The organism is Thermomonospora cellulosilytica (assembly GCF_014138835.1).
GTDB classification, from domain to species: domain Bacteria; phylum Actinomycetota; class Actinomycetes; order Streptosporangiales; family Streptosporangiaceae; genus Thermomonospora; species Thermomonospora amylolytica.
In genome coordinates this window covers 683,985-710,437 of record NZ_JACJII010000001.1, presented here as the reverse complement: position 1 = coordinate 710,437, position 26,453 = coordinate 683,985, and the positions used below count along the sequence as shown (strand labels likewise).

Genomic DNA, 26,453 nt, shown 5'->3' with positions numbered 1-26,453 from the left:
TGATCGCCGTCGTGAATCGTCGACTGGCCGGATGTGGACAATGGTCGGATTCTGGCGGCCCGTCGCCGAGGGCCCGGGTCTAACTTGGCGGGATTCGACCGATGGGAGCCGGTGGTGGCGGACACGATCGACGAGGGCGACGTCAGTTTCACGCCGATGGAGGCCGGCGACCTGGCCGGCTCCATCACGGTGGTGCCGCAGGCGCTGGACAACCAGTGGTTCGACCGCAGGCTCCTGGCGGAGGTCATGCGGGCCGGGGAGGTGACCGGCGCCGTGCACCGGGAACGGTCCCGCAAGGCGCGGACCGAGTACCTGCGGGCGGTGCTCGGGGCCGAGCGGGTCGTGGTCAACCGGGCCTACCTCTACAACAACCCCGAGGTCTACTCCGACTACCTGCGGGACGGGCCCGACCGGGAGGCGTTCCGGGATCTGCTGCGGGACGGCGTCATCGTGCCGTACCTGCTGCACGAGCCGTCGCCGCTGCCCGCCGAGCCGCCCTCGTTCCAGGTCGCCGAAGGGTTCCGGGCATGGCGGGAGGTGGTCGAGCAGACCCCCATGTCCTGCCTGCGGCTGTCGTGGGACGAGAAGGAGAACGCCGAGCTCGCCCGGAACGTGGCCAAGGAGTTCAACGCGTTCGTCAACAACCTCACCCAGCTCGAACCGGAGGCGCTGAAACGGGACCTGGATCTGGACGACATGGAGCACGCCCGCAGCGTGCTGCGGCGGCTGCGGGTCGTGGGCCGCTGGGTGCACGACGAGCTGGACGCCGACCGCCTGGTGACCCGGCAGGGGCTCTACGAGCGGTTCGTGACGGCCGACGGCACCAACGTCGCCGACCGCCGCTACGACCCCGGCAAGCCGCACGCCGCCGAGGTCAAGCAGCTCATCGACCTCAAGTACGCGGCCAACCTGGCCGACGCGGTCGACGTCTTCTGCCTGACCCCGGCCGACTCGCCGCGCCGGACCGCCCTGCAGGAGGGGCTGGCGGCGCTGCGCGGCCGGGGCCGGGACGAGCTGCCGGGGACCGACGCCGACCAGCTCCTCACGCTGCTGCGCAATCTGGCGTTCGAGGACGTGCAACGGCTTCTGGAGTCGGTGCCGACGCTGGACCGGCTGTCGCTGGCCGACATCCGCTCGACCCGCCGGGAGAAGGAGTGGCGGGACTACCGGGACGCCCTGGCCCGGCTGATGAACAGCCGTTCGGTGGAGGCGTTCGCCGACCACGACACCGGCGCCCGGGCCATCACCCGGGCGTACCTGGAGATGCTCGGCAGGGCGGAGCAGATCTCCGCGCGCCGCCGCACCGGGGAGGCGGCCGACAGGTACTCGGGGGTCACCGAGATCGGCATCGACATCGGCGCCCTCACCATCACCCTGCTGTACTCCCCGGAGTCGGCGGGACCGGCCGTGGAGGTGGTGGGCACCGCCGCCGGGCTCACCGCCGCACGGGCCACCCGGGTCGGGATCCGCTGGGGCGTGGGCAGGCTCCTCGGCCGCGGCGCCAGGCGGCGGATCGAAACCACCGTCAAGCTCCTGGACCTGCGGATGGACAATCCCGCCAGAGAGGCCCGCACGCTGATCGACCGGCTCGCTAACCTGCCCACGGCAGAACCCGGCGACGGGAACGGGCAGGACATATCGGACGAGGCATGACGGACGCGGACCCGAACCACGACGCCTACGAGGCCCTGCGCCGGTCCCGGCCGGACCTGTTCGTCAACCCGCCCGGCGGGCATGTGCAGATCCTGCCGGAGTTCCCCGACGAGCACGGCCCCTACGGGATCCGCTACCGCGACCCGTACGTCACGGTGGTGCGCGACCCGGTCCGCTTCCCCGACGGCCGCACCGGCGGATACCTGCGGATCCTGCACACCTCCGGCTCGGCGGGCGCGGCGGTCCTGCCCGTCCGCGACGGCCGGGTCGTCCTGATCCGCCACTTCCGGCACGCCACCCGGCGGTGGCACTGGGAGATCCCCCGCGGCTTCTGCGACCCCGGCGAGACGCCCGAGCAGAACGCCCGCCGGGAACTGGCCGAGGAACTCGGCGGCGGCCTCCACCGGATCGAGCACATCGGCCGGCTCCACACCGACACCGGGCTGTACGGCGGCGTCGTCGACCTGTTCTGGGCGGCCGTCGGCGAGCCGACCCGCCCCTCGGGCCACGAGGGCATCAACGACATCCTCACCCTCGATCTCCCCGCGCTGACCGCCATGCTGGAGCGCGGGGAGATCACCGACTCGTTCACCCTGGCCGCCCTGCTGCACGCGCAGGCGCGAGGACTGGCGCCCTACGGCTGAGGGACCGGGCTACGACCGTCCCGACTGCGCCGTCAGCAGGCGCTGGAGCATCTCGAAGAAGGCGTCGTCGCTGTGGATCTGCGCGGTGACCCGGTCGGATCCGTCCTCCTGGACGAACTCGACCCGCGCCGGGCGCAGGTCGGGCACCTGCCCGCCGGCCAGCGCCTGCGGCTCGGGCAGCCGCTCGTACGCGCCCGGACGCCACCAGTAGACCTCCGGGGTGATCGCCTTGTCGCCGTGCTCGTAGTGCTGCAGGGCCATCGCCTGCATGGCGTGCATCGCCTGGGCCGGTTCCGTGCCGCCGAGGACGTGCACCAGCAGCAGTTCCGGGATGGGCAGCGCCACCAGAGCCCCGAACGGGGCCGACTCCAGGGGCACGTGGCGGCCGAGCGCGTGCAGGTGCGGGGCGCCGATGTAGCGGTGGGCGGCGTGGATGTGCAGCAGCGGCACGTCCCACAGCATGTGCGTCGTGGTGTCGTACGGCTCCTTGTGCAGCGACATCGCCAGCGCCCGCCCGAACACCGCCGCCTCGCTCTCGCCCCCGAGCAGGCTCCGCTGCAGGGGCATGATCGCGTCGGGGTAGTCCACCACCACCGTCTCCCACAGCCCCGGCGCCAGCGGCCGGGTCACCAGCGCCTCGCGCATCTCCGCGGTCAGCATGTCGTCGGGGTAGATCCGCACCCGGACGTCCTCGGCCGTCGAGTACCGCCCGGCGCCGGCCTCGTGCGCGTCGATCTGCGCCATCATCTGGGCGAACTGGTCCGCGTAGGAGGCGGCCAGCCCCGGCAGGTCCGCCATCGGGTTCCGTCCGGCGTGGAACCGCCACTGTTCGATGTCGGCCTGCATGGCGTCGCCGCCCGGCAGGGTGACGCTGAGCGTGTTCTCGTCCAGCAGGGCCGCCTGGTAGCCCCGTTCGGTGAACGCGGTCAGCAGGGCCCTGTGGAGCACGTCCGGTTGCATGGGGTTCCTTCCGTGGTGACGGTGATCGCCCGATAGGACTCGCCGAGCACGCTAGGAGTTCGCTACGACAGTCCCGCCCCGGCTACGGGGACGGCGAGGGAGGGGTGCGGACGCCGAACTCGCGGCGGAGGGCGGACAGGGCGGCGAGGTGGCCCGACATGCCGTGCACGCCCGGGCCGGGCGGGGTGGAGGCCGAGCACAGATAGACCCCCGGCAGCGGAGTCCGGTACGGGTCGAGCCTGGGCGTGGGGCGGAGGAGCGCCTGGCGCAGCGTCATGGCCCCGGCCGAGATGTCCCCGCCGACGTAGTTGGGGTTGTGGTCCTCCATCCGCGCCGCCGGCACCCCGCGCGCCGCGATGATCGTGTCGGTGAAGCCGGGGGCGTACGCCTCGATACGGCGGCGGACGATGTCCACCGGGTCGCGGGGGTCCCCGTTCGGCACGTGCGCGTACGCCCACACGGGGCGCTTGCCGGGGATCGCGCGGGACGGGTCGACGGCGGCGGGGTCGACCACGAGAACGAACGGCTCGGCCACCCGGCGACCCCGCGCGGTGGCCGTCTCGGCGCGGAAGACCTCCTCCTGGGTGCCTCCCAGGTGCACGGTCCCGGCGGCGGCCACCTCCGGCGCGGCCCACGGGACGGGCTCGGACACCAGGAAGTCGACCTTGGCCGCGCCCGGCCCGTACCGGAAACGCCCCAGCGCCCGGCGGTAGCGGTGCGGCAGCCGATCTCCGGCCAGGGCGAGCAGCCCCTTGGGGGCGACGTCCAGCAGCACCGCCTTCGCCCGGGGCAGCTCAGCGAGGTCCGTGATCCGCCGGCCGGTGTGCAGGACGCCGCCGTGCGCGCGGATGTCGGCGGCGAGGGCGTCGGCGATCCGGCCGCTGCCGCCGCGCGGCAACGGCCACCCGGTGCCGTGCGCCAGATGCCCGAGCAGCAGCGCCACCGCCGCGCCCGCCAGCGAGGGCAGCGGCCCGACCAGATGCGCGGCCACCCCGGCCAGCAGCGCCCGCGCCTCCTGCCCGGCGAACGGCCCGGACCCGACGGCGAGCCTCGGCGCGCGCAGGGCGAACAGCGCCGCGGCCACCGGATCGGACGGCCGGGGGCGGGGGGCGGACATGATCAGGTCCACCACCCCGTGACCGCGCGCGACCAGCGGGGCCATGAGCCGCCTCCACCGTTCCCCGTCGGCCCCCAGGCCCGCGCACGTGCGGTCCAGGTCGGCGGCGGCGAGCGCGGCCCGCCCGCCGGGCAGGGGATGGGCGTAGGCGATCTCGGGCCGGATCAGCTCCACCCCGCGCTCCTGCAGCCCGAACTCGCGGAAGAAGGGCGATGCGGCGGCCATCGGGTGCACCGCCGAGCACACGTCGTGCCGCACGTCCGGGTCGAACAGCGAGACGGTCCGCAGCCCCCCGCCGATCGTGTCGTGCTGCTCGTACAACTCCACGGCCAGCCCGGCGCGGGCCAGCGTCACCGCCGCGGCGAGCCCGTTCGGCCCGGTCCCGACGATCACCGCGTCGACGCTTCCCATCGGCTGCCTCCTGTGGCGTGCGTGAACGGCCGCCGGCCGCGGGCGGACTCCAGCCTTCCGTATCCGCCCGCTCGTCACCAGGTCACGGCGGCGCCGGCCGCGGCGGGGTGTCCGGGAAATCGACGTTACCGTGAGTGAATAACTACAGAATGTAGTAGTTCCTGGAGAGGGTGCTGGAGCGGGAAATCCGGGCCATCCGAAGTGCGCGCGGGAGTGTGTCCGGAATGTGGAGAATGCCCGTCTACACTGGCCTTCCGCTGTTCTTGCGAGGTGGTTTGCGGCACACTGCTGTGAAAGTAACCAATTACCTGATTGGTCGCGGCACACTGACGGAGCGTGAACGAGGGCAGGGGGTCGACGTGGCGGCGCAGAGCTCGACCGACCCGAACCGGCCCTGGGCGGAGGTGCCCCGGGAACTGGCCGAGCACATGCGGCCGTACCTCGACGAGGTCGCCGACGACATGATCGGCGAGATCCAGGCCCGGGTCCGCGAGTACGACCGGCCGCCGGACGCCCCCTACTCCAGCACCCTGCGGATGGCCGTCGAACGGGTGCTGCACTACTTCGTGGAACGGGTCGCCGACCCCGACGGCGAGCACGAGTCGGTCACCGACTTCTTCCACGCCATCGGGCGCGGCGAGGCCGGTGAGGGCCGCAGCCTGGACGCCATGCAGTCGGCGCTGCGGGTCGGGCTGATGGTGGCCTGGCGGCGGATCTGCGAGGGCGCGGTCCACCTGAACATGCCGCCCGCCACGCTCGGCGCGATCGGCGAGGCCCTGCTGGCCTACCAGGACGAGCTGGCCGCCGCGGCCGCCGCCGGATACGCGCAGGCGCAGGCCGCCGTGGCGGGGGAGATGCAGCGCCGCCGGCAGCGGCTGCTGAGCCTGCTGCTGGCCGTGCCCCCGGCCTCCCCGGAGGCGATCAACGACCAGGCCGCCGCCGCCCAGTGGCCGATGCCGCGGACCGTCGCCGCCGTCGCCCTCGGCAAGCACCCCTACGACCCCGCCCATCCGGCGTTCCCGCCCGACATCCTGGCCGACCTGACCCGGCCGGTGCCCAGCCTGATCGTGCCCGACCCGGACGGACCCGGCCGCGCCAAGCTGATCGACCGGACGCTGGGCGGCTGCACGGCGGTGGTCGGCCCCACCGTCCCGGTCGCCGAGGCGGGCCGCTCGATGGAGTGGGCGCGCCGGGCGCTGGTGCTGGCCGAACGCGGCCTGATCGAACGGAACACCGGCGTGATCCGGGCCGCCGAGCACCTGTCCACGCTGATCCTGTTCCAGGACGAGGAACTGCTGGACGGCCTGTCCCGCATCCGGCTGGCCCCGCTGGCGCACCTGCGGCCCAGCCAGCAGGACCGGCTGGCCGAGACCCTGCTGGCCTGGCTGCAGTCCGGGCGCAACGCCAACGAGGTCGCGATGCGGCTGCACGTCCACCCGCAGACCGTCCGCTACCGGCTGCGCCAGCTCGAGGACCTGTTCGGCGACCAGCTCCTGGACCCCGACCTGCGCTTCGAGCTGGAGATCGTGCTGCGCGCCCGCTGCCTGACCGAGCAGGAGCACCGCGCCGCCCGCTCCCGCCGCACCGCCTCCGGCGAGGTCGTCGCACTACGCCGCTAGGTAGCCCTCCGAAGCCGGGCGCCTCGGAGGGCTCGCCGTCACAGTTCGACCGGCCAGGTGTGCACCGGCTCGTTGGTGTTCATCAGCTCGATGTAGCGGTTGGTCATCCGCCGCAGCGCCTCGTGCCGCGACACGTCCTCGTTCTCCTCGATCAGCCGGACCATGTCGATCTGCCACTGCGCCCCGGTCCGGCCGGTCAGGCAGCGCTGCTCGATGATGCCGAGCAGCCGGTCCCGCTTGGCCGGGTCCACGCCCCAGCGGTCCAGGCCCTCGTGCGCCAGCGGCAGCAGCCGGCGCAGCGTCAGCTCGGTCGCCGGGACCTCCCCGTACCCGGGCCAGTAGATCAGCGAGTCGATCCCGTTGCGCGCGGCGCGGTGCAGGTTGTCCTCGGCGGCGGCGAACGACATCCGCGTCCACAGCGGCCGTTCCTCCTCCGCCAGCATCCGCACCAGCCCGTAGTAGAACGCGCCGTTGGCCACCATGTCGGCGACGGTGGGGCCGGCGGGCAGCACCCGGTTCTCCACCCGCAGGTGGGGCTTGCCGTTGACGACCGCGTAGATCGGCCGGTTCCAGCGGTAGATCGTGCCGTTGTGCAGGCTCAGCTCACCGAGCTGGGGGATGTCCCCGCGCTCCAGGGTGGCGACCGGGTCCTCCTCCTCGCACAGCGGCAGCAGCGCCGGGAAGTACCGGGTGTTCTCCTCGAACAGGTCGAACACCGAGGTGATCCAGCGTTCCCCGAACCACACCCGGGGCCGCACGCCCTGCGACTTCAGCTCCTCCGGCCGGGTGTCGGTGGCCTGCTCGAACAGCGTGATCCGGGTCTCGTGCCACAGCCGCCGCCCGAACAGGAACGGCGAGTTGGCCGCCAGCGCCACCTGGACGCCGCTGACGCACTGCGCGGCGTTCCAGTACGAGGCGAAGGCGTCCGGGCTCACCTGCAGGTGGAACTGCGCGCTGGTGCAGGCGGCCTCGGGCAGCACGGTGTCGGCGTGGACGGCCAGCCGCTCCGTGCCGTCGATCCGGATGTACAGGTCCTCGCCGCGGGCCGCGAAGATCTGCTCGTTCAGCAGTTTGTAGCGTTCGTTGGCCGACAGCGCCTCCTCGCCGATGTCGGCCTGCCGCAGCGTCGGCAGGATGCCCACCATCACCAGCGCGCCGCCCAGCTCCCGGGCCCGCTGGTCGGCGTGCCGGATGTAGGCCAGGATCTCCTGCTCCAGCTCACCGGTCCCGCCGCCGCCCAGCTCCCGCGGCGGGATGTTGACCTCCACGTTGAACTGTCCGAGCTCGGTGGCCCACGCCGGATCGGCGATGGCCTTGAGCACGTCGGCGTTGCGCATCAGCGGCTCGCCGCGCCCGTCGACCAGGTTGAGCTCGATCTCCAGCCCGATGTGCGGCCGGTGGAACTCGAACTGCGACTCACGCAGCATGCGGGCCAGCACGTCCAGGTTGCGGCGCACCTTGTCGCGATACCGGCGCCGGTCCTCCCCGCTGATGGCGAACCGGGGCACGTCCTTGCCCATGCGATGCCTTTCGATCCGGACGAACAACTACAAAACGCTTCTCCTTTCCCAGCCCGCGTCAAACCATGTGGGACATACCCGTATCGGAGTGACAACCCTCACTCCACGAACCGGCCCGCATCCGGTCTCCCGACCGTCACATCCCTGTTGACCAGGAGACACTTGATCTCCACTCCCGTGTCCACTCGCCGCTCATGTCCCTGTTGCATATGCTCCGTTTGCGACCAGTGATGCGTCTGACGACTTTTCACGTTCCCGACCACCGCGAACGGAGCGAGGGCCGATGAAACGCCCCCGGTCGATCAGGGCCCGGGACACCGTCATCGCGGCGGTCGTGTCGGTGCTGGTGCTGGGGGCGCTGGCGGTGGCGGTGGACCTGATCGTCCGCGACGTCGTCACCTCGCAGATGCTCTCCCAGACCCAGCTGGCCGGCCGGCGGGTGAGCGGCGCGGTGCGGGACGGCACGCTGCGGACGCCGATCCCGGCCGACGCCGACGGCATCATGCTGCAGGTGGTCGGGCCGGACGGGCGGGTGCGCAACGCCAACCGGGCCGCCTGGGGCCGTCCGCCGGTCAGCGACCTGCGTCCCACCGCCGAGCAGCGCATCCACGACTACGTGGAGTGCGGGCGGCCCGGCTATCCGCGGTGCATGCTGGTGGAGGCCATCCGGGCGACCACCGCGCCCGACTCGGTGGTGGTCTACGCCGCCGCCCCGATGCCGGTGATGCTGACCTCGGGGCTGCTGGAGGCCCTGCTGGGGACGATCGTGCTCCTGCTGTCCGCCGCGGTCGCCTACGTCACGTGGCGGATGGTCGGCCGCACCCTCCGCCCGGTCGAGGAGATCCGCACCCAGCTGTCGGAGATCACCGCCAGCGACCTGAGCCGCCGGGTCCCCGAGCCGCCCGGCGAGGACGAGATCGCCCAGCTGGCCCGGACCGCCAACGAGACGCTGCGCCGGCTGGAGCACGCGGTGGCCCGCCAGCGCCAGTTCGCCTCCGACGCCTCCCACGAGCTGCGCACCCCGATCGCCGCGCTGCGCGCCAACCTGGAGGACGCCGCGATGCACCCCGACGACACCGACCTGGAGGAGGTCGTGCGGGCCGCGCTGCGCGACACCGACCGGCTGGAGTCGATCATCACCGACCTGCTCCTGCTGGCCCGCATCGGCACCGGCGGCGCCGCCGCCCAGGAGCGGATCGACTTCACCGACCTGGTCACCGCCGAGCTGGCCCGCCGCAACCCCCCGGTCTGCCTGCGCACCGACCTGCACCCCGGCATCGAGGTCCGCGGCGTCCGCATGCAGCTCGTCCGCCTGCTGCACAACCTCCTCGACAACGCCGAACGCTACGCCGAGACGTTCATCGAGGTCCGCCTGGCCCGCGACCCCGCCGCCCCCGACCCCCACCTGGTCCTCACCGTCACCGACGACGGCGTCGGCATCCCCGAACCCGACCGCGAACGCGTCTTCGAACGCTTCACCCGCCTCGACACCGCCCGCAGCCGCTCCGCCGGCGGCACCGGCCTGGGCCTGGCCATCGCCCGCGACATAGCCACCGCCCACAACGGCACCCTCACCATCGAGGACACCCCCAAGGGCGCCCGCTTCGCCCTCCGCCTCCCCCTCACCTGACCCGGCCGCCCCGACACGCGAAAGGGCCGCCCACCAGAACGGCGGACGGCCCCGAAGCTTCGCACACAGCCCACAAAGACCTCGTGGTCACAAGACCTCGCACCCGAAGGTCCTGAAGGCCACCGCGAGCGGGCCCGCGTGGTCGTGAGGAGGAGCGGTTCAAGATCGCGAGGAACGAGCGATCTTGAACCGCGACGACGAACGACCACGCGTCCCCAGGCCCGCGAGCCGCCGCGGCTTCGCCGCGGCAATCAAGCACGCACGGCCTGGATCTCGAGCTGGATGTCGACCTTGTCGCTCAGCAGGACCTTCTCGCCCTGGAGCGGGATGTTGAACTCGACGCCCCAGTCCTTGCGGTTGATCGAGGTCCTGGCGGAGAAGCCGGCGCGGGTGCCGCCCCACGGGTCCTCGCCGACGCCGTTGTACTCGACCTCGAGGGTGACCGGACGGGTGACGCCCTTGATGGTCAGCTCGCCGTCCAGGTAGTGGTCGCCGCCCTCGCTGCGCAGGCCGGTGGAGCGGAACGTCATCACCGGGTGGTTCTCGATGTCGAGGATCTCCGCGGAGCGGACGTGGTTGTCGCGGTCGGCGTTGCGGGTGTCGACGGAGGCCATCTTGATCTCGACGGTGGCGGAGGACTTGGCCAGGTCCTCGGCGATCTCCACGGTGCCGGAGAAGTCGGTGAACACGCCGCGCACCTTGCTCATCAGGTGGCGGATGGCGAAGGTGACCTCCGAGTGCGCGGGGTCGATGTTCCAGGTGCCGGCGGTCAGGCCGGGGGCGACGGTGTCCAGGCTCATGGGACTGCCCTCCAATTGCTTGAATCTTCAACTACATGCTCAAGCTAGTTTAACCTTCAACCAGAGTCAACTATTCCCCGGATCGGAGACCGACACCACCGATACCCGCAGAACGCCCGGCCGCACCCGCGGCCGGGCGTTCCCCGGAAGAACCCTCAGGAGGCCCGCTCGACGTCCTCGGCGTCCTCGACGTCCACGTCGGCGGTCCCCACGACCGTGCGCCGTCCCGGCCCCGCGCCGTCCTTGGGCTCCAGCAGCGGAACGTCGCTGCCCTCCAGCAGCACCCGTGCCACCAGCTCGGGATCGTCGCCCATCGGAACGTGCCCGCAGTCCGGCAGCCACACGAACCGCGCCTCCGGCAGCCGCTGCTGCGCCCGCATCATCTGGATCGGCAGCAGCAGCCGGTCCCGCGTACCCCAGGCGATCGTCACCGGCACCCCGGCGCACGAGCCCGCGAACCGCACCGAGCCCCCGGCCCGGATGGTCGGCTCGAAGCCCGCGCAGTCCCGCAGCGCCCGGCCGTCCGCCAGCAGTTCCGCCAGGTCCAGCCGGTCCGGATGCCCGTAGATCATCCCGAACATGGCCCGGCGCCGCCTGGGATCCCGGGCCAGCCTGCCCAGCAGCCACTCCGGCAGCCGCGTCCCCAGCCGCGAGGCCCGCAGCACGGTCGTCGCCCACGCCAGTTCCGGCCTGGTGTAGAACCCGGCGGGCGACAGCACCGTCGCCGAGCTCACCAGCCCCCGGTCCGCGGCCTCCAGCGAGAACAGCCCGCCCAGCGAGTTCCCCGCGATGTGCGGCCGGCCCAGCCCGAGCCGGTCGAAGAACCCGGCCAGGATCTCCAGCACCACGTCCAGTGTGTACGGCCGGCCCGCCGGAAGCGGCGGCGAGGCCCCGAACCCCGGCAGGTCGACGGCGACGACGTCCCGTTCCCGCGCCAGCCGGTCCATCACCGGCGCCCACGCCTGCCACCGATGCCCGATCCCGTGCAGCAGGACCAGCGGCGGCCCTTCACCCCGGCGTTCGTAGACGATCTCCACGCCATGAGGTTAGAACCAAGTGACCCCCCGGTCACCAGTGATCCGCCCCACAGAAACCCCAGCGATCTTGTCCGCCCCGGAGCATCCACGCCCGCAGCCCCTCATCCCACAGGCAGACACACCCCTCTGATCGTTGATCCAGCCGGGGGTCTGGGGGCGGAGCCCCCAGAACTTCCACAGCAACTGAAGCGCGGCAGCCCAGGTGAACCGGAGCGGAGCTCCAGCGGAGCTCCGGTTCACCTGAGGCGGTCGGACCACCGCAGCGGCAGGCCCCGGAACGAGCCGCCAGGCGAGCGCAGGGGCCTGACGCGAGGATGGTCCGACCGCCCGCGGGGGCGTGGGGGGTCGCCCCCCCACTCAAGACATGTGTACGGGGGTGCGGTCGCCGAGGGCCTTGCGCAGGTGTGCCCGGCCGCGGTGGATGCGGCTGCGGACGGTGCCGAGCTTGACGCCCAGGGTGGCCGCGATCTCCTCGTACGACAGGCCCTCGATGTCGCAGAGGACGACGGCGGCGCGGTACTCGGGCGGCAGGGAGTCGAGGGCGGCCTGGATGTCGGCGTCGAGGTGGCGGTCCTCGTAGATCTGGGCGGGGCCCGGCTCCCGGCCGCCCAGGCGGTCGGCGGCGTCGTCGGGCAGGGCGTCGAAGCGGATGCGCTGCCTGCGGCGGGCCTTGTCGAGGAAGAGGTTGGTGGTGATGCGGTGCAGCCAGCCCTCGAAGGTGCCGGGGGAGTACGACGACAGCGAGCGGAAGACCCGGATGAACACGTCCTGGGTCAGGTCCTCGGCGTCGTGCTTGTCCCCGGTCAGGCGGTAGGCCAGCCGGAACACCCGGGCGGAGTGCTCGCGGACGATCTCCTCCCAGGTCGGCGGCGTCCACGCCATCGAACCTGCGCTCACCGTCAACCCCCGCTGCTGATGCGAAATCGTTACGGCCCACTGTGCCCGTACCCGGATAAGAGCGCCGTAAGGACGGGGTGGAGGGTGACGGGCGTTACAAAGACATGGCCCCGGAGATGTGGTCCGTGTCATCATCGGTCACCCGGCGCATAATTGAACACTTACCCACGGTCGGGGCAGATTCGGACACCGTCCGAGGTGCACCCGGCCCGACAGCGAGGACTCAGATGGCGCGTAGCTACAACCTGGCCGACCTCCTGGAGATCATGGCCGAGGCGGGCCCGGACCGTCCCGCGCTGGTGGCGGGCGCCGAACGGCGCACCTACCGGGAGCTGGACGAGCGCGCGAGCCGGGTGGCCCACCATCTGGCCGCCGCGGGGGTGCGGCCCGGCGAGCACGTGGCGATCCTGTCCTGGAACCGGGCCGAGTGGCTGGAGAGCATGTTCGGGATCTTCAAGATCCGCGCCGTGCCCGTTCCGGTGAACTACCGGTACGTCTCCGCCGAGCTGCGCCACGTGCTGGCCGACTCCGACGCGGTGGCGCTGATCGGCGAGCGCTCCCTGCTGGCCCGGGTGGAGGAGGTCCGCGCCGACCTGCCGGGGCTGCGCCACCTGATGGTCCTGGAGGACGGCGGCGACCAGGAGATCCCCGGGGCGGTGCGCTACGAGGACGCCCTCAAGGACGCGTCCCCGGCCGATGACTTCCCGGAACGCTCCAACGACGATCACTACATCATGTACACCGGCGGCACCACCGGCTACCCGAAGGGCGTGGTGTGGCGGTGCGAGGACATCTTCTTCGGCGCCCTCGGCGGCGGGAACATCCTGGGCGAGCCGATCACCAGCCCCGAGGCCCTGGCCGAGAACGCCGCCAAGCCCCCCATGGCCGTGCTGGACTGCGCCCCGGTGATGCACGGCGCGGGCCAGTGGGTCGCGCTGATGGGGCTGTTCGGCGGCACCAAGGTCGTGCTCTACACCGAGCACGCCTTCGACCCGGTGACCGCGCTCAACCTGGTGGCCGCCGAGCAGGCCAACGTGATCATGCTGGTCGGCGACGTGATGGGCCGGCCCATCGCCAGGGAACTGGCCACCGGCCGGTACGAGGTGTCCTCGCTGCTGGCCGTGGCCTCCGGCGGCGCGCCGCTCACCGACGCGGTCAAGGACGAGATCCGCGCGACGCTGCCGCACGTGATGTTCCTCGACACCTACGGCGCGTCCGAGACCGGCGCGTGCGGCCCGGCGGTCGGCGGCAAGGAGGGCACCGCCCGTTTCCAGATGGGCCCGGGCATCACCGTTCTCGACGACGACCTGCGGCCCGTGCGCCCCGGCGAGATCGGCCGGCTGGCGCGCAGCGGCCACATCCCGCTCGGCTACTACAACGACCCGGAGAAGACCGCCACGACGTTCTTCACCGACGCCGAGGGCACCCGCTGGTCGGTTCCCGGGGACTTCGCCACCCTGGCCGAGGACGGCACGATCGTGCTGCTCGGCCGGGGTTCGCTGGTCATCAACACCGGCGGCGAGAAGGTCTATCCCGAGGAGGTCGAGGTCGCGCTGAAGGACCATCCCGACGTGTACGACTGCGTCGTGGTGGGCCTGCCGGACGAGCGGTTCGGCCAGTGCGTCTCGGCGGTCGTCGCGCCCCGGCCCGGGGCCGAGCCCACGCTGGAGGAGCTGACGGGGTTCCTCCGCGACCGGCTCGCCGGGTACAAGCTGCCGCGCCGGCTCAAGCTGGTGCCGGAGGTGCGGCGCACGGCGGTCGGCAAGTCCGACTACAAGTGGGCGCGCACGGTCCTCACCGAGACGTGACCCGTCTCCGCGGGGTGGTCCCCGGATGACACGCGCGTACCGGTCAAACATTCGTGGCGTGTCGCGGAGGATGACTTGGCTCCCTTCGCGAGAGAAACCACCACATGAGGGTCGAAGCGGGAGAACCGCTCGCCGGCCGGTACCGGCTGCTCTCCGTCATCGGAAAAGGCGGCATGGGAACGGTATGGCGGGCCTATGACGAGATCCTCGACCGCGACGTGGCCGTCAAGGAGACCGTTCTCCCCGAGGGGATGACCCGCAGCGAACGGCACGCCATCTGCCGCCGCATCCTCGCCGAGGCCCGCGCCACCGCGGCGCTGCGCCATCCCGGGGTCGTCACCGTGTACGACGTCCTCGACCAGGACGGCCGCCCGTGGATCGTCATGGAACTGCTGCGCGCCCGCAGCCTGCACGAGGTGCTGGCCCGCGACGGGCCGCTGCCGTCGCAGCGCGCCGCCGAGATCGGGCGGGCGGTGCTGGGCGTGCTGCGCGCCGCGCACGCCAAGGGCATCCTGCACCGGGACGTCAAGCCCGGCAACGTGATGATCGCCGACGACGGCCGGGTCCTGCTGACCGACTTCGGGCTGGCCGTGCACATGCTGAACGGCCGCACGACCGTCGACACGATGGTGGCCGGGATCGAGGGCTCCCCGGCCTACCTGGCCCCCGAGCAGGTGCTGGGCGCACCCGGCGGCGCGGCCTCGGATTTATGGTCGCTGGGCGTCACGCTGTACGCGGCCGTGGAGGGCAGTTCGCCGTTCCACCGGTCGCACGCGCTGGCCACGATGGTCGCGGTGCTGCTGGGGGAGTACCCGCCGCCGTGGAACGCGGGCCCGGCGCTGCGGACCCTGATCGACGGGCTGCTCCGCCAGGACCCGGCGGCCCGATTGGGCGCCGACGAGGTCGACCTGCTGCTGGAGGAGGCCGCCGAGCGTCCCGACGACACCTGGCGCCCGGAACGCCCGTGGTGGGGTACCGGGCGTTCGCTGCTGTCACGGCGGCCGCGGGTGACCGCGCTGGTCGCGGTGACGGGCCTGGCCGCGACGGTCATGGTGGTCGGGGCGTCGACCGCCCGGCGTCATGCGGACGGCGGGACGGCGGTGCTGTCCGCGCAGGGCGTCTCGCGCACCGTCGCGCACCGGGGGCCGGACGGGTACACGGTGCGGGTTCCGGCGACGTGGCGACGCGTCGAGGGCGACGACGGCGTGCACTGGACCGACGCCGCCACCGGCCGTCACCTGCGGATCCGCCCGGTGCGGGGGGACGCGCTGGCCGGTCTGCGCCAGGCCGAGCACGCGGCGCTGGCCGCCGGGACGTACCCGGGATATCGCAGGATCCGCCTGGAGGCCGTGCCGGAACTGGCCGACGGGGCCGCGGAATGGGAGTTCACCACCGGGGACCGGCGCGTTCTGCGCTGCCGGATGGCGGGTTACGAATTCCTGTTCACCGCTCCGGAGAATCGCTGGACGCCGGCGCAGCGGGTCTTCGACGCGGCGCTGCGCACGTTCCGGATCGAGGGGTCCTGAGAAAGGAGATCCTCAGCCGTTCTGCTGGATTCGCAGCAGGATTTCTGCGTTGGAGGAGGTCTCCTTGACCTTTTCCAGCAGCAGTTCCATCGCCTGCTGTCCGTCCAGGGAGTGCAGCAGCCGGATCAGCCACCAGTGCAGGGCCAGTTCCTGCGGGGTCATCAGCAGTTCCTCGCGGCGGGTGCCGGAGGCCACGATGTCCACCGCCGGGAAGATCCGCTTGTCGGCCAGGCCCCGGTCGAGCTTGAGCTCCATGTTGCCGGTGCCCTTGAACTCCTCGAAGAACACCTCGTCCATCCGGGAGCCGGTCTCCACCAGCGCGGTCGCCAGGATGGTCAGCGACCCGCCGTTCTCGATGTTGCGGGCGGCGCCGAAGAACTTCTTGGGCGGGTAGAGCGCGGTGGTGGCCACGCCGCCGGCCAGGATGCGGGCGCTGGAGGGGGCGGCCAGGTTGTAGGCGCGGCCCAGCCGGGTGATGGAGTCCAGCAGCATGACCACGTCGTGGCCCATCTCCACCAGCCGCTTGGCCCGTTCGACGGCCAGTTCGGCGACCTCGGTGTGCTCGGCGGCGGGCCGGTCGAACGTGGAGTAGATGATCTCGCCCCGCACCGACCGCTGCATGTCGGTGACCTCTTCGGGACGCTCGTCGATGAGCACCACCATCAGGTGGACCTCGGGGTTGTTCAGGGCGATCGCGTTGGCCAGCGCCTGCAGCACCATGGTCTTGCCGGTGCGCGGCGGGGCCACGATCAGCCCGCGCTGGCCCTTGCCGATCGGCGCGACCAGGTCGATCACCCGGGTCGCCGCCGCCCCGGTGTCCAGCCGCAGCCGCTCCTGCGGGAACAGCGGGGTGAGCTCGCCGAACTCGGGCCGCTCGGCGCCGGGCGGCAGCCCGTTCACCGTCTCCACGTGCGCCATCGCCGGCCACTTCTCCCGGGCCGAGCGGGGCGAACGGGCGGTGCCGGTGACGATGTCGCCGGGCCGCAGCCGCAGCGAGCGGACCTGGGCCGGCGACACGTACACGTCCTGCGGGCCCGGCAGGTAGCCGGTGGTCCGCACGAACGCGTGCTTGTCCTGGACGGTCAGCACGCCGGAGAACGGAATGGTCGGGGTCCTGTCATCGCCGTGGGCGCGATGCTGGGTCGCGGTGTGCTGGGGCGCCGCTTCGCGCGGCGGCGCGGTCATGGTCAATGCACGGTCCTTCGGTAGGGGTGGTTTCGCGTATGCGGCATCGCCGTTCGCCGCATGGCCGCGGACCAGGAAGGGGACTTGATCACCGGGCGCTCAGATCGGCCCGGGAGTGGGGAAAGGACACCCTCACCGCCCTGGGGAGCGGGGATGAATCGGTGGTACCCCGAGACTACAGCACACAAACCCGCCGCCTGCAAGGCTGTGATCGCCCCTCGGCCGCCCGGGCGCGCCCTACAGGGTGAGGATGAGGTATTCGTACTCGGCCCGGGGCCGGACGGCGTTGAAGCGGCCGTCGGCGTTCTTGTCGATGAAGACGGTCAGGTAGAGGGTTCCCTCGAAATCCGCCAGGGGGATCTCCCGCCCCTCCTGGTGGAGCACCGAGAACAGCACCTTGTCCTGCTGGGCCGAATGGGTGGCGACGCGGTCTCCGACCAGGTGGTTGTGGCCCTCGTTGTTCAGGTACAGGGTGGCGCTGCCGAAGGCGGTGTCGGCGAGGCCCCGGCCCGCGCCCATGCAGGTGTGGGGGGTGACGTCCGCCCCGTCCTCGAGGTCGAAGACGGAGGAGTCCGTCCAGGCGCAGATCCGCACGGGGACGTCCGCCGGCGGTTTGGGGAAGCGGAGCTCGAACGGGGCGCGCCGCATCGTCACCCGCACGCTCGGCAGGTCCCGGTCGGCGAAGTCCATGGGCGCCAGGGCGCCGTTCTGCCAGATCTCCAGGCCGATCCGCGGGGAGCGGAGCAACCTGGTGCCCTGCGAGGCCGGTCCCGCGCTCTGGGAGGGGTCCGCGCCCTCCGAGCCGGCCTGCGCGCGGTCGCGCCCGTTCCACCACAGCGCACCGCCGAAGGCCGCCGCCGCCAGGACCAGCACGGCCAGCACGGCCGCGGCCACCGGCAGCAGCCTGTTCCGCTCGCCCGGACGCCGGGGCACCGTCGGCTGCCGGTACGGCCCGTCCGGCATCGGGGACGGCGGGGAAGACGGCGGCGGCACGGCCGTCCACGGGCCCCGGGCGGCCGTCATCCCCGCCTCCAGCAGGCCCGCCGGCGAGTCCGCCACCGTCCGGTCGGCGTCGCCCAGCAGGGTCGTCAGGACCTGGCGGGCGGTGGGCCGCAGCGCGGGGTCCTTGGCCAGGCAGGCGGCCACCAGGTCGCGCAGCGGCCCCCGCAGGGCCCCGAGGTCGGGCGCGTCGTTCAGGATCCGGTTGATCACGCTGGGCAGCGAGGAGTGCCCGAACGGCGGGACGCCGTTGGCGGCGTAGGCGATCGTGCACGCCCAGGCGAACATGTCCATCGCGGTCCCCGCCGAGGCGCCGGCCAGCTGTTCGGGGGCCATGTAGGCGGGGGTGCCGACGGCGCCGCTGGCGGTGGCCGTGGAGGCGTCCATCGGCCGGGCGACCCCGAAGTCGATCACCCGGGGCCCGTCCTGTCCCAGCAGGACGTTGCCGGGCTTGAAGTCCCGGTGCACCACCCCGGCCTCGTGGATCGCCGCCAGCGCGGTCGCCGTCGCGATGGCCAGCCGGTCCAGGTCCGTCCCGGCCAGCACCCCGCCCCGCTCGACCGCCTCCCGCAGCGAGGGCCCGTCGATGTACTCGCTGACGACGTACGGCGGGTCGCCGCCCGGATCGGCCGCCAGGATCCGGGCGGTGCAGAACGGCGCCACCCGCCGGACCGCGGTCATCTCCCGCTCGAACTGCCGCCGCATCGCGGGGTCCTCGTCCGGGGAGCGGTGCAGCACCTTCACCGCCGCCCGTTCCCCGTCCGCGCCGACGCCCAGGTAGACCGTGCCCTGCCCGCCCTCCCCGAGCCGCCCCTGCAGGGCGAACCCGCCGACCTGCCGGGGGTCGTTCGCGCGCAGCGGCCGCAGCGACGTCATCGCATCCCCTCCGCCGTCCGGTGCCGGGGCCTGGTCACCGCACGAGGGCGGCCGGTTCGCATTCTGTACGCATCCGGCCGCCCCGGTCAGCCGGTCGGCCCGATCCGGCCGCCGGCGGGGTTCAGCGGTGGTGCCGGTGGACCACCGCGTGGCCGAGGCCGCGGGCGATCATCCACCGGTTGATCGGCCAGGTCACCACGAACGCCACCGCCAGCGCGAACGCCAGCGCCGCCCAGAACAGCACGCTGGCCAGTCCGGCGTCCATCGCCCCCGGGATCCCGACGATGATCGCGTTGTCGACCAGTTCCATCACCGCGATGGACACGGTGTCGGCCGCCAGCGCGATCTTCAGCGCCTGCCGGAACGCCACCCCGGCGCGCAGCACCCCGCGCATGGTCAGCGCGTACCCGAAGAAGAACGCCAGCGCGACCGCCAGCGCCACGGTGGCGGCGTCGTGCCACCCCAGCGCGGTGCCGATGATCATGCCGAGTACCTCGCCGATGGCGCAGCCGGTGAGGCAGTGCAGCGTCGCCTGCGCGGCGATCCGCCAGCTCGCTCCGCCGCCGTGGGCGTGTGCCGTGTGCTCCATCGCGATCCTCCCTGGGGTCCGGGCCGTTCACCGGTCGGAACGCATATACCCCCCGGCGGTATTCCGGGCTGGGCCTTCCCGATCACGGGACGCCCCCGGGGCGGTGCGTCGGGGGCGGGCCGTACGATGACGCGGCAGGCTGGTGCACAGGAGGCCGGGATGTCCGCTACAGCCCCGTTGAGGTGCGAGGTCGCCGAGGGCGTCGCGACGATCGTCATCGACCGGCCGGACAAGCGCAACGCGATGACCGCCGCGATGTGGCGGGAGCTGCCGGTGCTGCTGGACCGGCTGGAGGCCGACCCGCGGGTGCGGGTGCTGGTGCTGACCGGGGCGGGCGGCGACTTCTGCTCCGGGGCCGACATCGCCGAGCTGGCCGACATCACCTCCGGGGACCTGTCGACGGCCGCCGAGGAGGCGCTGGCGGCGTTCCCCAAGCCGACCCTGGCGGTGGTGCGGGGGTTCTGCGTGGGCGGCGGCTGCCAGCTCGCGGCGGCCTGCGACCTGCGGCTGGCGGCCGACGACGCGCGGTTCGGGATCACCCCGGCCAAGATCGGGATCGTCTACCCGGCGGCGGCCACCGCCCGGCTGGTCCGGCTGGTCGGCCCGGCCTCGGCCAAGTACCTGCTGTTCTCCGCCGAACTGGTGGACGCGGCGCACGCGCTGCGGATCGGGCTGGTGGACGAGGTGGTGCCGGCCGGCGACCTCGACGACCGGCTGGCCGCGTTCACCGCCACGCTGGCCTCCCGGTCGCTGCTCACCCAGCAGGCCACCAAGGACATCGTCAACTCGGCCGCCGCGGGCCGGCTCACCCAGGCCACGGTCGACGCCTGGGTCGCCGAGTCGCGTCAGGGCACGGACGCGGCGGAGGGCATCGCCGCGTTCCTGGAGCGCCGCCCGCCCAACTTCACGTGGACCGGACCAGCCGCCCATAGGCGATGACGTCCCCGGCGCCGCCGTGGGCGACCAGCCGGATCCCCGGATAGGAGACCTTCCCGTACACGCGGCGGACGGGGAACCGGTCCCCGCTCACGCGCTCCACCCGCTCGACGGCGAAGACCGCCTCGCGGCCGTCCCGGCGCAGCACCACGACCTCGTCGCCGGGACGCAGCTCACCGAGCCGGGCGAAGACCGCCGGGCCGGCCGCCGAGTCCGCATGCCCGGCGATCACCGCGGAGCCCGCCGAGCCGGGGGCCGCGCCGTACCGGTACCAGCCCGCACGGTCGGGCCGGGAGACCGGCGGCGTCCGCGGCGAGCCGTCCGCGCCGCGGCCGAGCGTCAGCAGCCCGGTCCGCACCCCGAGCCGGGGGATCTCCAGCCGGACCGGGCGGGAGGACGGCATCGCCCGCGCGGCCGGCGGCGTCGCGGTGGAGGGCGACGGTGCGGGCGCGGCGGCCACGGCCTGCGATCCGGTCGCCACCAGCGGAATGCGCACCGCGGTCGTCACGGCGAGGACCGCGAGAACCGTGATGCCGAGAAAACAGAGCGTAGCCATGCGACGGTGCCGGGCGACCCCGGCTCGTGCCGATCTCCCCACGGAGGCCATCATTGCGTAGCGGACCCAGCACAGGGGCGGATATGCGGTTATGCGGTGAACCTTCCGCGATCACGCGCCGAGCGGTCGCGGCCGCCAGTCCGACAGGTCGCACAAGCGGTCCTGGGGCAGCTCCCGCAACCGGTCCGCCACCGCCCGCGGGTCCCGTACGGCGGCGGCGGGCTGCTCGCGGCGCAGCAGTTCCGCCAGCGGCGGCACCCCGCACAGCAGGACCTGCGGCAGCCGCACCACGTACAGCGGCCCGATCTGCGCCACGCCCTCCTGCACCCCGTGCAGCCCCGTCAGCAGCGCCCGCACCGCCCGCCGCTGCGGCGCGCCCTCGCGCAGCTCGCACAGCATGCCGAGGAAGTCGCGCTCCAGCTCGCGCGGGCCGGCCCCGGACAGGAAGTAGCGGGTGTGCCAGCGCCGCTCCCCGCCCGGCTCGGCCAGCTCCACCTGCAGCCCGAACGCGGCGGCGCACCCCTCGTACGCCTCGGTGAGCGGAGGCCGGCGGTCCGCCGGGACCCGGCCGCCGACCAGGCCGTGCACCATGTTCACCGGCTCCGCCGGGCCCGCGCCGAGCGAGGCGGCGACCGCGTCCTCCAGCCGCCGCCGCACCTGGCGGCGCAGCCGGGCCACGTCGGCGGCCAGCCGGTCGGCCAGGTCGCGCTGCTCGGCCAGCCGGTCGTTCACCTCGGGCACCAGCCGCTCGTTGACCTGCTCGACCAGCGAGGTGATCCGGGCGTCGGCGGCCCGCAGCGCCGCCTCGGCCTCGGCCAGCCGCCGCTCCACCGGCTCGACGTCCACCGGAGCCGGGGCGGGCGCGGGCCGTTCCAGGGCGGCCTCCAGCTCGGCCACCCGGCCGCGCAGCGCGGCGATCTCGGCGGCGGCGACCGGGTCGGTCACGGGCCGCCTGCGGTCGAACGCCAGGTAGAGCTCCCGCCCGGCGATCGCCAGGCACAGCAGGATCAGCACGACGGTCGTCATGACGCCCTCCCCGGGGCTTCCTGCCGAGCAAGATAGGCCACCGGACGTCGGCCCCGATAGCCCGAAACCCCTTGTGGCCGGGGCGGGACGGCCCCTGATACCGGGCATTGCGGGCGTATACGGTCTAGGTGGCCGCCGCCTTGCCCGCGGGGCGGCGGGCGCGTGACATTCGAGACAGCGGCGCGACGAAGCCGACCGTCTGACAACGGAGCCAGCACTCGTGACGGACCACCGTGTCGACCGCACCCGGCCCCGGGTGCCCGTGCCCGGCGGCACGGTGGAGATCGACGCGCCGGGCGCGGTCTACCTGGGCGACACCCAGTTCGAGGGCGACGCGGTCGCCGGCAACAAGATCGTCTACATGGCGGCCGAGCAGCGCCGGCCGCCCGCCCAGCTGCCCGCCGACGTGCAGGACTTCACCGGCCGCCGGACCAGCCTGGACCGGCTGAACGAGCTGGCCGCCATGGACGGGCCGCGCACCGCCGTGCTCACCGCGATCCACGGCATGGCCGGGGTGGGCAAGACCGCGCTGGCGGTGCACTGGGCGCACCAGGTGGCCGGCCAGTTCCCCGACGGCCAGCTCTACGTCGACCTGCGCGGCTACTCCGACGACGCGGCGCTGACCCCGATGGAGGCGCTGGGCCGGTTCCTGCGGGCGCTCGGGGTGCCGGACGCGGCAGTGCCCGACGACCTGGACGAGCGGGCCGCGCTGTACCGGTCGATGCTGTCCGGGCGGCGGATGCTGGTGCTGCTGGACAACGCTGCCGACGCCCGCCAGGTGGTGCCGCTGCTGCCGGGCAGCGCCACCTGCCTGACGGTGGTGACCAGCCGGTCGCAGCTGTCGTCGCTGCGGGTGCGGGGCGGGGCGCACACCATCGCGATCGACGTGCTGACGCCCGAGGAGTCGGTCGACCTGATCGCCAGCATCGTCGGCCCGGAGCCGGTGGCGGCCGAGCCGGAGGCCGCCGCGCAGCTCGCGCTGCAGTGCGCCTACCTGCCGCTGGCGCTGCGGATCGCCGCCGTGCACGTGGCGATGGGCACCTACTCGTCCATCGCCGAACTGGTGGAGGAGCTGTCGGCGGGGGACCGGCTGGACACGCTGGAGTGCGACGACGATCCCAACCTGGCGGTGCGGGCGGCGTTCGGGTTGTCGTACCGGCATCTGGACGAGCCGGTGCAGCGGGCGTTCCGGCGGATCGGGCTGCTGGAGGGGCCCGACTTCACCCCGCAGATCCTCGCGGTGCTGCTGGACGCGACCGCCGAGCAGGTCCGCCCGCTGCTGCGGGTGCTGGCCAACGCCAACCTGGTGCAGTCGCGCGAGGGCCGCCACCGGCTGCACGACCTGCTCCGCGAGTACGCCTGGGAACGCGTCGACGAGGAGGAGACCGCCGAGGAGCGCAACGCCGCGCTGAGCCGCCTCGTCGCGTGGTACGTCGACAACGCCCACAAGCACGGCAGCCGCATCAACCCGTACCGGTCCCGCCTGAAGAGTCCCTCCGGAGGGCGACCCCCGGACCCCGGAACCGACGGGCCGGGCGATCCTCCCCCGGAGCTCCGCCACGGTCACCCGGCCCGTTCGAGGACCGAAGACGAGGCCAGGGACGACTACCGGAGCGCGCTCGACTGGTTCGAGGCCGAACGGATGGGGCTGGTGGCCGTCACCCGCCAGGCGGCCCGGCTCGGCATGGGCCGCCCGGTGTGGGAGCTGGCCGACGCCGCCTACGACTTCCTGCGGCTCAGCCGCTACAACCGGGACAACACCCTGTTGCAGCGCCTCGGTCTCGACGCCGCCACCGCAGCCGGGGCCGCCAAGCCCAGGGCGTACGTGCTGCATCATCTGGCGGCACTGCACCGGGACATAGGCGGCTACCCGGAGGCGCTCCGCTTCGCCCAGCGCGCCCTGGATGCGTGCCGGGAGGCCGGGCAACAGGAGACGCACGCCCTGCACACGCTCCGGCTGATCGGCGACATCCACTGGCGCATGGCCAAGTACGCGCGGGCCCTGGACTGCTTCGCCGAGGACCTGCGGCTGTGCCAGGAGGCGGGGGACAAGTCCGGCGAGGCCACGACGCTGACGTTCATCGGCCTGGTGCACAGCAACCTCGGGCGCTACACCGAGGCGGTGGAGCACCTGCGGCGCGCCGTCGACATCGAACGCGACATCGGCAGCCGCCGGGGAGAGGGCCAGGTCCTGCACTGGCTGGCGTACGTCCATCATTCGCTGGGGCACTCGCGCAAGGCGTCCGAGTACGCGCAGCTCGCCCTGGAGGCCCAGCGCGACGCCGGCTACGAGCCGGGCCAGGCGCGCACCCTCAACCTGCTCACCCAGGTCACCCATGCCCTCGGCGACCACCGGCAGGCCGTCCGCTACGGGGAACAGGCCCTGGCCATATGCCAGGCCATCGGGGACCGGCTCGGTGAGGGCCGCGCCTACGACGCCCTGTCGATGCTGCAAAGGCAGCTCGGCGCCTACCGCAAGGCCGAGGAGCTGGCCAAGAAGGCCCTGAAGGTGCGCCGCGAGATCGGCGACCGGCCCGGTGAGGCGTTCTCCCTGGAGGCGCTGGCCGGGGCGCTCAGCTACATGAGCCGCCCCCGGGAGTCGTTCGAGATGCAGCACGAGGCCCTGCGCATACGGCGGGAGATCGGGGACCGCACCGGGGAGGCCCGCACCCTTGCGCTGCTCGCCCACTGCGCCGTCTACGTGGACCGGTTGTCCGAGGGCCTGCGCTATGCCGAGGAGTCCCTGGCCATACGCCGGGAGGTCGGGGACCGCCACGGCGAGGCCGACGCACTGCTGCAGATAGCCCGGCTCTACCGCAAGATGGACCGCCCCGTCGAGGCCATCACGCACGCCCAGCAGTCCCTGGCCATACGCCGCGAGATCGGCGACCGGCGCGGCGAGGCCGAGGCGCTGGACAACATCTCCCGCATCCATCTCAAGACCGGCCATGTGGAGGCGGCGCTCGACTACGCCCAGCAGGCCCTGCGGGTGGAACGGGAGATCGACGACCTCATCGGGCAGGGCTGGACCCTGGACCACCTGGCCGACATCCACACCGCCATGGGCCGCCACGCCCGCGCCGTCCAGTTGTGCGAGCAGGCGCTCCGGGTCCGCGAGCAGATCCACGACCGCCACGGCCAGCGCCGCACCCTCGACCACCTCGCCGAACTGCACCTGGCCATGAACCGCCCCGACAAGGCCCTGCACGCGGCCCGCCGGGCGCTGAGCATCGTCCGCGAATACACCGACCCCGAACTGCTGGCCCCCCGCCTGCGGGTCGTGGAGGACCTCACCAGACGGGCCAGATCACCGCAGGCCAGGGGCGAACCGGAACACCCGCGCTGAGGAGCCGGGGCGGCGTGCTCAGGCCGTTTCGACCGGCTCGCGGACCCGCTGCCGCTCGGCGGCCATCCTGCGGCGGGCCTTGCGGCGCGCGACCAGGATCCCGGCCAGCGCCGCCGCCCAGACGGGGTACTGGACGGCCCACGCCACCCGGAACGACTCGGGGGTGTACTCGCCGTTTCCCGAGTGGCCGATCAGGATCCCGACCGCCAGCGCCACCAGCAGCGACGCGTAGAACCCGCCCTGGTTGACGATGCCGACCGCGGTCCCCTGCCGATGGCTCGGGTTGAACGTGCGGGCGAAGTCGAAGCCGACCATCGAGCCCGGACCGCCGACCGACAGCACCACGACGAGGGCCACCAGCAGCCAGGGCGGCGCGGGCGGCGGCACCAGCAGCACCACCGTCCAGATGAACGCGTTGGAGGCGATCACGCCGATCGCCAGCCAGGAGCGGCGCATGGGGTGGCGGGCGGTCAGCTCGCCCATCAGCGGCCCGGCGAGGGCGCCGGTGACGACGAAGACGGTCAGCAGGCCGCTCGCCGCGCCCGCCGACAGCCCGTGCCCCGCCACCAGGTACGGCACCCCCCACAGCAGCGCGAACACCGTCCCGGAGAACTGCGTGCCCATGTGCGTGTAGAAGCCCAGCCGGGTCCCCGGCTCCAGCCACGACGAGCGCAGGCCGTGCAGGATCTCCCGCGGCGAGGCGACCCGGGCCGGGGCCGCCGCGCCGTCCGGACGGTCGCGCACCACGGCGACCACCGCGATCGCCACGGCCAGGCCGAGCGCGGCGGCCGACACGAACGCCGGGGTCCAGCCGGGGCCGTACAGGACCGCAGCCAGCGGCACCGCCGACAGGATCTGGCCGAACTGCCCGAGCAGTCCCGTGAGCTGCGTCATCAGCGGGATGCGGCGGGCCGGGAACCACGCGCCGACGACCGACAGCACGCTGATGAAGGTCAGCGCGTCGCCCGTGCCGACCAGCACCCGGGCGGCGATCGCGACCGGCAGGTCCGCGGCCAGCGCCATGACGAGCTGCCCGGCCGCCATCGTCAGCGCGCCCGCGGCGATCATGCGCCGCGCCCCGAACCGGTCCAGCATCATCCCGACCGGCACCTGCAGCAGCGCGTACACCAGCAGTTGCAGCACCACGAAGCCGGACAGCGCGGCCGGGGACGCATCGAACCGCTCGGCCGCCTCCAGCCCGGCGATCCCGAACGACGAGCGGTGCATCACGCCGACCAGATAGGCCGACAGCCCGACCGCCCAAACTGCCCAGATGCGCCCCGTTTTAGTCACGAGGGGACATTTTCTCAGTCCGTGC

At 73.0% G+C, this 26,453-nt stretch carries 19 protein-coding genes and 1 pseudogene; 8 read left to right on the top strand and 12 right to left on the bottom strand.

Features of this window, described 5'->3' with window-relative positions:
* The first annotated feature begins 114 nt into the window (after positions 1 to 114).
* Positions 115 to 1,653: a hypothetical protein gene (locus HNR21_RS03340; RefSeq protein ID WP_182703994.1), complete on the top strand. Its 1,539-nt coding sequence runs from the start codon at positions 115 to 117 to the stop codon at positions 1,651 to 1,653.
* Positions 1,650 to 2,297, top strand: a complete 648-nt coding sequence (locus HNR21_RS03335; RefSeq protein WP_182703993.1) for an NUDIX hydrolase — start codon at positions 1,650 to 1,652, stop codon at positions 2,295 to 2,297. Before HNR21_RS03340 ends, HNR21_RS03335 begins: the two co-directional genes overlap by 4 nt.
* 9 nt (positions 2,298 to 2,306) lie before the next feature.
* On the opposite strand, the gene HNR21_RS03330 is transcribed toward HNR21_RS03335, so the two are convergent.
* Positions 2,307 to 3,245: a hypothetical protein gene (locus tag HNR21_RS03330; RefSeq protein WP_182703992.1), complete on the bottom strand. Its 939-nt coding sequence runs from the start codon at positions 3,243 to 3,245 to the stop codon at positions 2,307 to 2,309.
* A 94-nt stretch (positions 3,246 to 3,339) separates the two neighbouring features.
* A complete protein-coding gene (locus HNR21_RS03325; protein ID WP_182703991.1) occupies positions 3,340 to 4,785 on the bottom strand; it encodes a phytoene desaturase family protein in 1,446 nt (481 codons plus the stop codon).
* 359 nt (positions 4,786 to 5,144) lie between these two features.
* Here HNR21_RS03325 and HNR21_RS03320 point away from each other — a divergent pair, with 359 nt between their 5' ends.
* Entirely contained in the window at positions 5,145 to 6,404 is a 1,260-nt protein-coding gene (locus HNR21_RS03320; RefSeq protein ID WP_312880818.1) for a PucR-like N-terminal domain-containing protein, read from the top strand.
* A gap of 38 nt (positions 6,405 to 6,442) precedes the next feature.
* On the opposite strand, the gene HNR21_RS03315 is transcribed toward HNR21_RS03320, so the two are convergent.
* Positions 6,443 to 7,924 (bottom strand): glutamate-cysteine ligase family protein, encoded by a 1,482-nt coding sequence (locus HNR21_RS03315; protein WP_119731744.1) that lies wholly within the window; start codon positions 7,922 to 7,924, stop codon positions 6,443 to 6,445.
* Positions 7,925 to 8,207: 283 nt separating this feature from the next.
* On the opposite strand from HNR21_RS03315, the gene HNR21_RS03310 reads away from it, so the two are divergent.
* Complete coding sequence (locus HNR21_RS03310) at positions 8,208 to 9,554, top strand: sensor histidine kinase (RefSeq protein WP_182703989.1); 1,347 nt, start codon at positions 8,208 to 8,210, stop codon at positions 9,552 to 9,554.
* A 251-nt stretch (positions 9,555 to 9,805) separates the two neighbouring features.
* Here HNR21_RS03310 and HNR21_RS03305 read toward each other — a convergent pair whose 3' ends face one another.
* The 3 genes from HNR21_RS03305 to sigE all read right to left on the bottom strand — a co-directional run bounded on the left by HNR21_RS03305 (position 9,806) and on the right by sigE (position 12,273).
* Positions 9,806 to 10,354 carry a YceI family protein gene (locus tag HNR21_RS03305; RefSeq protein WP_182703988.1) on the bottom strand — a complete coding sequence of 183 codons (549 nt, stop codon included), beginning with the start codon at positions 10,352 to 10,354 and terminating at the stop codon, positions 9,806 to 9,808.
* A gap of 155 nt (positions 10,355 to 10,509) precedes the next feature.
* Positions 10,510 to 11,391, bottom strand: coding sequence for an alpha/beta fold hydrolase (locus HNR21_RS03300; RefSeq protein WP_182703987.1), 882 nt, complete (start codon positions 11,389 to 11,391; stop codon positions 10,510 to 10,512).
* A gap of 357 nt (positions 11,392 to 11,748) precedes the next feature.
* Positions 11,749 to 12,273, bottom strand: a complete 525-nt coding sequence (gene sigE, locus HNR21_RS03295; RefSeq protein ID WP_246442893.1) for an RNA polymerase sigma factor SigE — start codon at positions 12,271 to 12,273, stop codon at positions 11,749 to 11,751.
* A gap of 242 nt (positions 12,274 to 12,515) precedes the next feature.
* On the opposite strand from sigE, the gene HNR21_RS03290 reads away from it, so the two are divergent.
* Together HNR21_RS03290 and HNR21_RS03285 are read left to right on the top strand one after the other, a co-directional pair.
* Complete coding sequence (locus HNR21_RS03290) at positions 12,516 to 14,096, top strand: acyl-CoA synthetase (RefSeq protein WP_182703985.1); 1,581 nt, start codon at positions 12,516 to 12,518, stop codon at positions 14,094 to 14,096.
* A 104-nt stretch (positions 14,097 to 14,200) separates the two neighbouring features.
* Positions 14,201 to 15,622, top strand: coding sequence for a serine/threonine-protein kinase (locus tag HNR21_RS03285; protein ID WP_182703984.1), 1,422 nt, complete (start codon positions 14,201 to 14,203; stop codon positions 15,620 to 15,622).
* Positions 15,623 to 15,634: 12 nt separating this feature from the next.
* Here the strand turns inward: HNR21_RS03285 and rho are convergent.
* From rho to HNR21_RS03270, 3 genes and pseudogenes are all read right to left on the bottom strand, one after another.
* Positions 15,635 to 16,726: pseudogene (gene rho / locus HNR21_RS03280) on the bottom strand (transcription termination factor Rho); the annotation flags it as partial.
* Between the two features lie 318 nt (positions 16,727 to 17,044).
* Positions 17,045 to 18,682: a serine/threonine protein kinase gene (locus HNR21_RS03275; protein WP_182703983.1), complete on the bottom strand. Its 1,638-nt coding sequence runs from the start codon at positions 18,680 to 18,682 to the stop codon at positions 17,045 to 17,047.
* A 121-nt stretch (positions 18,683 to 18,803) separates the two neighbouring features.
* Positions 18,804 to 19,271: a DUF4396 domain-containing protein gene (locus HNR21_RS03270; protein WP_182703982.1), complete on the bottom strand. Its 468-nt coding sequence runs from the start codon at positions 19,269 to 19,271 to the stop codon at positions 18,804 to 18,806.
* A 159-nt stretch (positions 19,272 to 19,430) separates the two neighbouring features.
* Here HNR21_RS03270 and HNR21_RS03265 point away from each other — a divergent pair, with 159 nt between their 5' ends.
* A complete protein-coding gene (locus HNR21_RS03265; RefSeq protein WP_182703981.1) occupies positions 19,431 to 20,210 on the top strand; it encodes an enoyl-CoA hydratase/isomerase family protein in 780 nt (259 codons plus the stop codon).
* Here the strand turns inward: HNR21_RS03265 and HNR21_RS03260 are convergent.
* Both HNR21_RS03260 and HNR21_RS03255 read right to left on the bottom strand, forming a co-directional pair.
* Positions 20,176 to 20,715, bottom strand: a complete 540-nt coding sequence (locus tag HNR21_RS03260) for a sortase domain-containing protein (RefSeq protein WP_182703980.1) — start codon at positions 20,713 to 20,715, stop codon at positions 20,176 to 20,178. The two genes, HNR21_RS03265 and HNR21_RS03260, sit on opposite strands and share 35 nt — an antisense overlap.
* A gap of 159 nt (positions 20,716 to 20,874) precedes the next feature.
* Entirely contained in the window at positions 20,875 to 21,789 is a 915-nt protein-coding gene (locus HNR21_RS03255; RefSeq protein WP_182703979.1) for a hypothetical protein, read from the bottom strand.
* Between the two features lie 220 nt (positions 21,790 to 22,009).
* On the opposite strand from HNR21_RS03255, the gene HNR21_RS03250 reads away from it, so the two are divergent.
* Entirely contained in the window at positions 22,010 to 25,135 is a 3,126-nt protein-coding gene (locus tag HNR21_RS03250; protein WP_182703978.1) for a tetratricopeptide repeat protein, read from the top strand.
* Between the two features lie 18 nt (positions 25,136 to 25,153).
* On the opposite strand, the gene HNR21_RS03245 is transcribed toward HNR21_RS03250, so the two are convergent.
* Positions 25,154 to 26,428 carry an MFS transporter gene (locus HNR21_RS03245; protein WP_312880817.1) on the bottom strand — a complete coding sequence of 425 codons (1,275 nt, stop codon included), beginning with the start codon at positions 26,426 to 26,428 and terminating at the stop codon, positions 25,154 to 25,156.
* Between the last annotated feature and the right edge of the window lie 25 nt (positions 26,429 to 26,453).

Excerpts from the sequence above, each read along its gene's own strand:
- HNR21_RS03275 (WP_182703983.1), bottom strand. The coding sequence starts at position 18,682 with ATGACGTCGCTGCGGCCGCTGCGCGCGAACGACCCCCGGCAGGTCGGC.
- HNR21_RS03265 (WP_182703981.1), top strand. The coding sequence starts at position 19,431 with ATGTCCGCTACAGCCCCGTTGAGGTGCGAGGTCGCCGAGGGCGTCGCG.
- HNR21_RS03335 (WP_182703993.1), top strand. The coding sequence starts at position 1,650 with ATGACGGACGCGGACCCGAACCACGACGCCTACGAGGCCCTGCGCCGG.
- HNR21_RS03255 (WP_182703979.1), bottom strand. The coding sequence starts at position 21,789 with ATGACGACCGTCGTGCTGATCCTGCTGTGCCTGGCGATCGCCGGGCGG.
- HNR21_RS03285 (WP_182703984.1), top strand. The coding sequence starts at position 14,201 with ATGAGGGTCGAAGCGGGAGAACCGCTCGCCGGCCGGTACCGGCTGCTC.
- HNR21_RS03305 (WP_182703988.1), bottom strand. The coding sequence starts at position 10,354 with ATGAGCCTGGACACCGTCGCCCCCGGCCTGACCGCCGGCACCTGGAAC.
- HNR21_RS03290 (WP_182703985.1), top strand. The coding sequence starts at position 12,516 with ATGGCGCGTAGCTACAACCTGGCCGACCTCCTGGAGATCATGGCCGAG.
- HNR21_RS03315 (WP_119731744.1), bottom strand. The coding sequence starts at position 7,924 with ATGGGCAAGGACGTGCCCCGGTTCGCCATCAGCGGGGAGGACCGGCGC.
- HNR21_RS03325 (WP_182703991.1), bottom strand. The coding sequence starts at position 4,785 with ATGGGAAGCGTCGACGCGGTGATCGTCGGGACCGGGCCGAACGGGCTC.
- HNR21_RS03270 (WP_182703982.1), bottom strand. The coding sequence starts at position 19,271 with ATGGAGCACACGGCACACGCCCACGGCGGCGGAGCGAGCTGGCGGATC.
- sigE (WP_246442893.1), bottom strand. The coding sequence starts at position 12,273 with ATGGCGTGGACGCCGCCGACCTGGGAGGAGATCGTCCGCGAGCACTCC.
- HNR21_RS03310 (WP_182703989.1), top strand. The coding sequence starts at position 8,208 with ATGAAACGCCCCCGGTCGATCAGGGCCCGGGACACCGTCATCGCGGCG.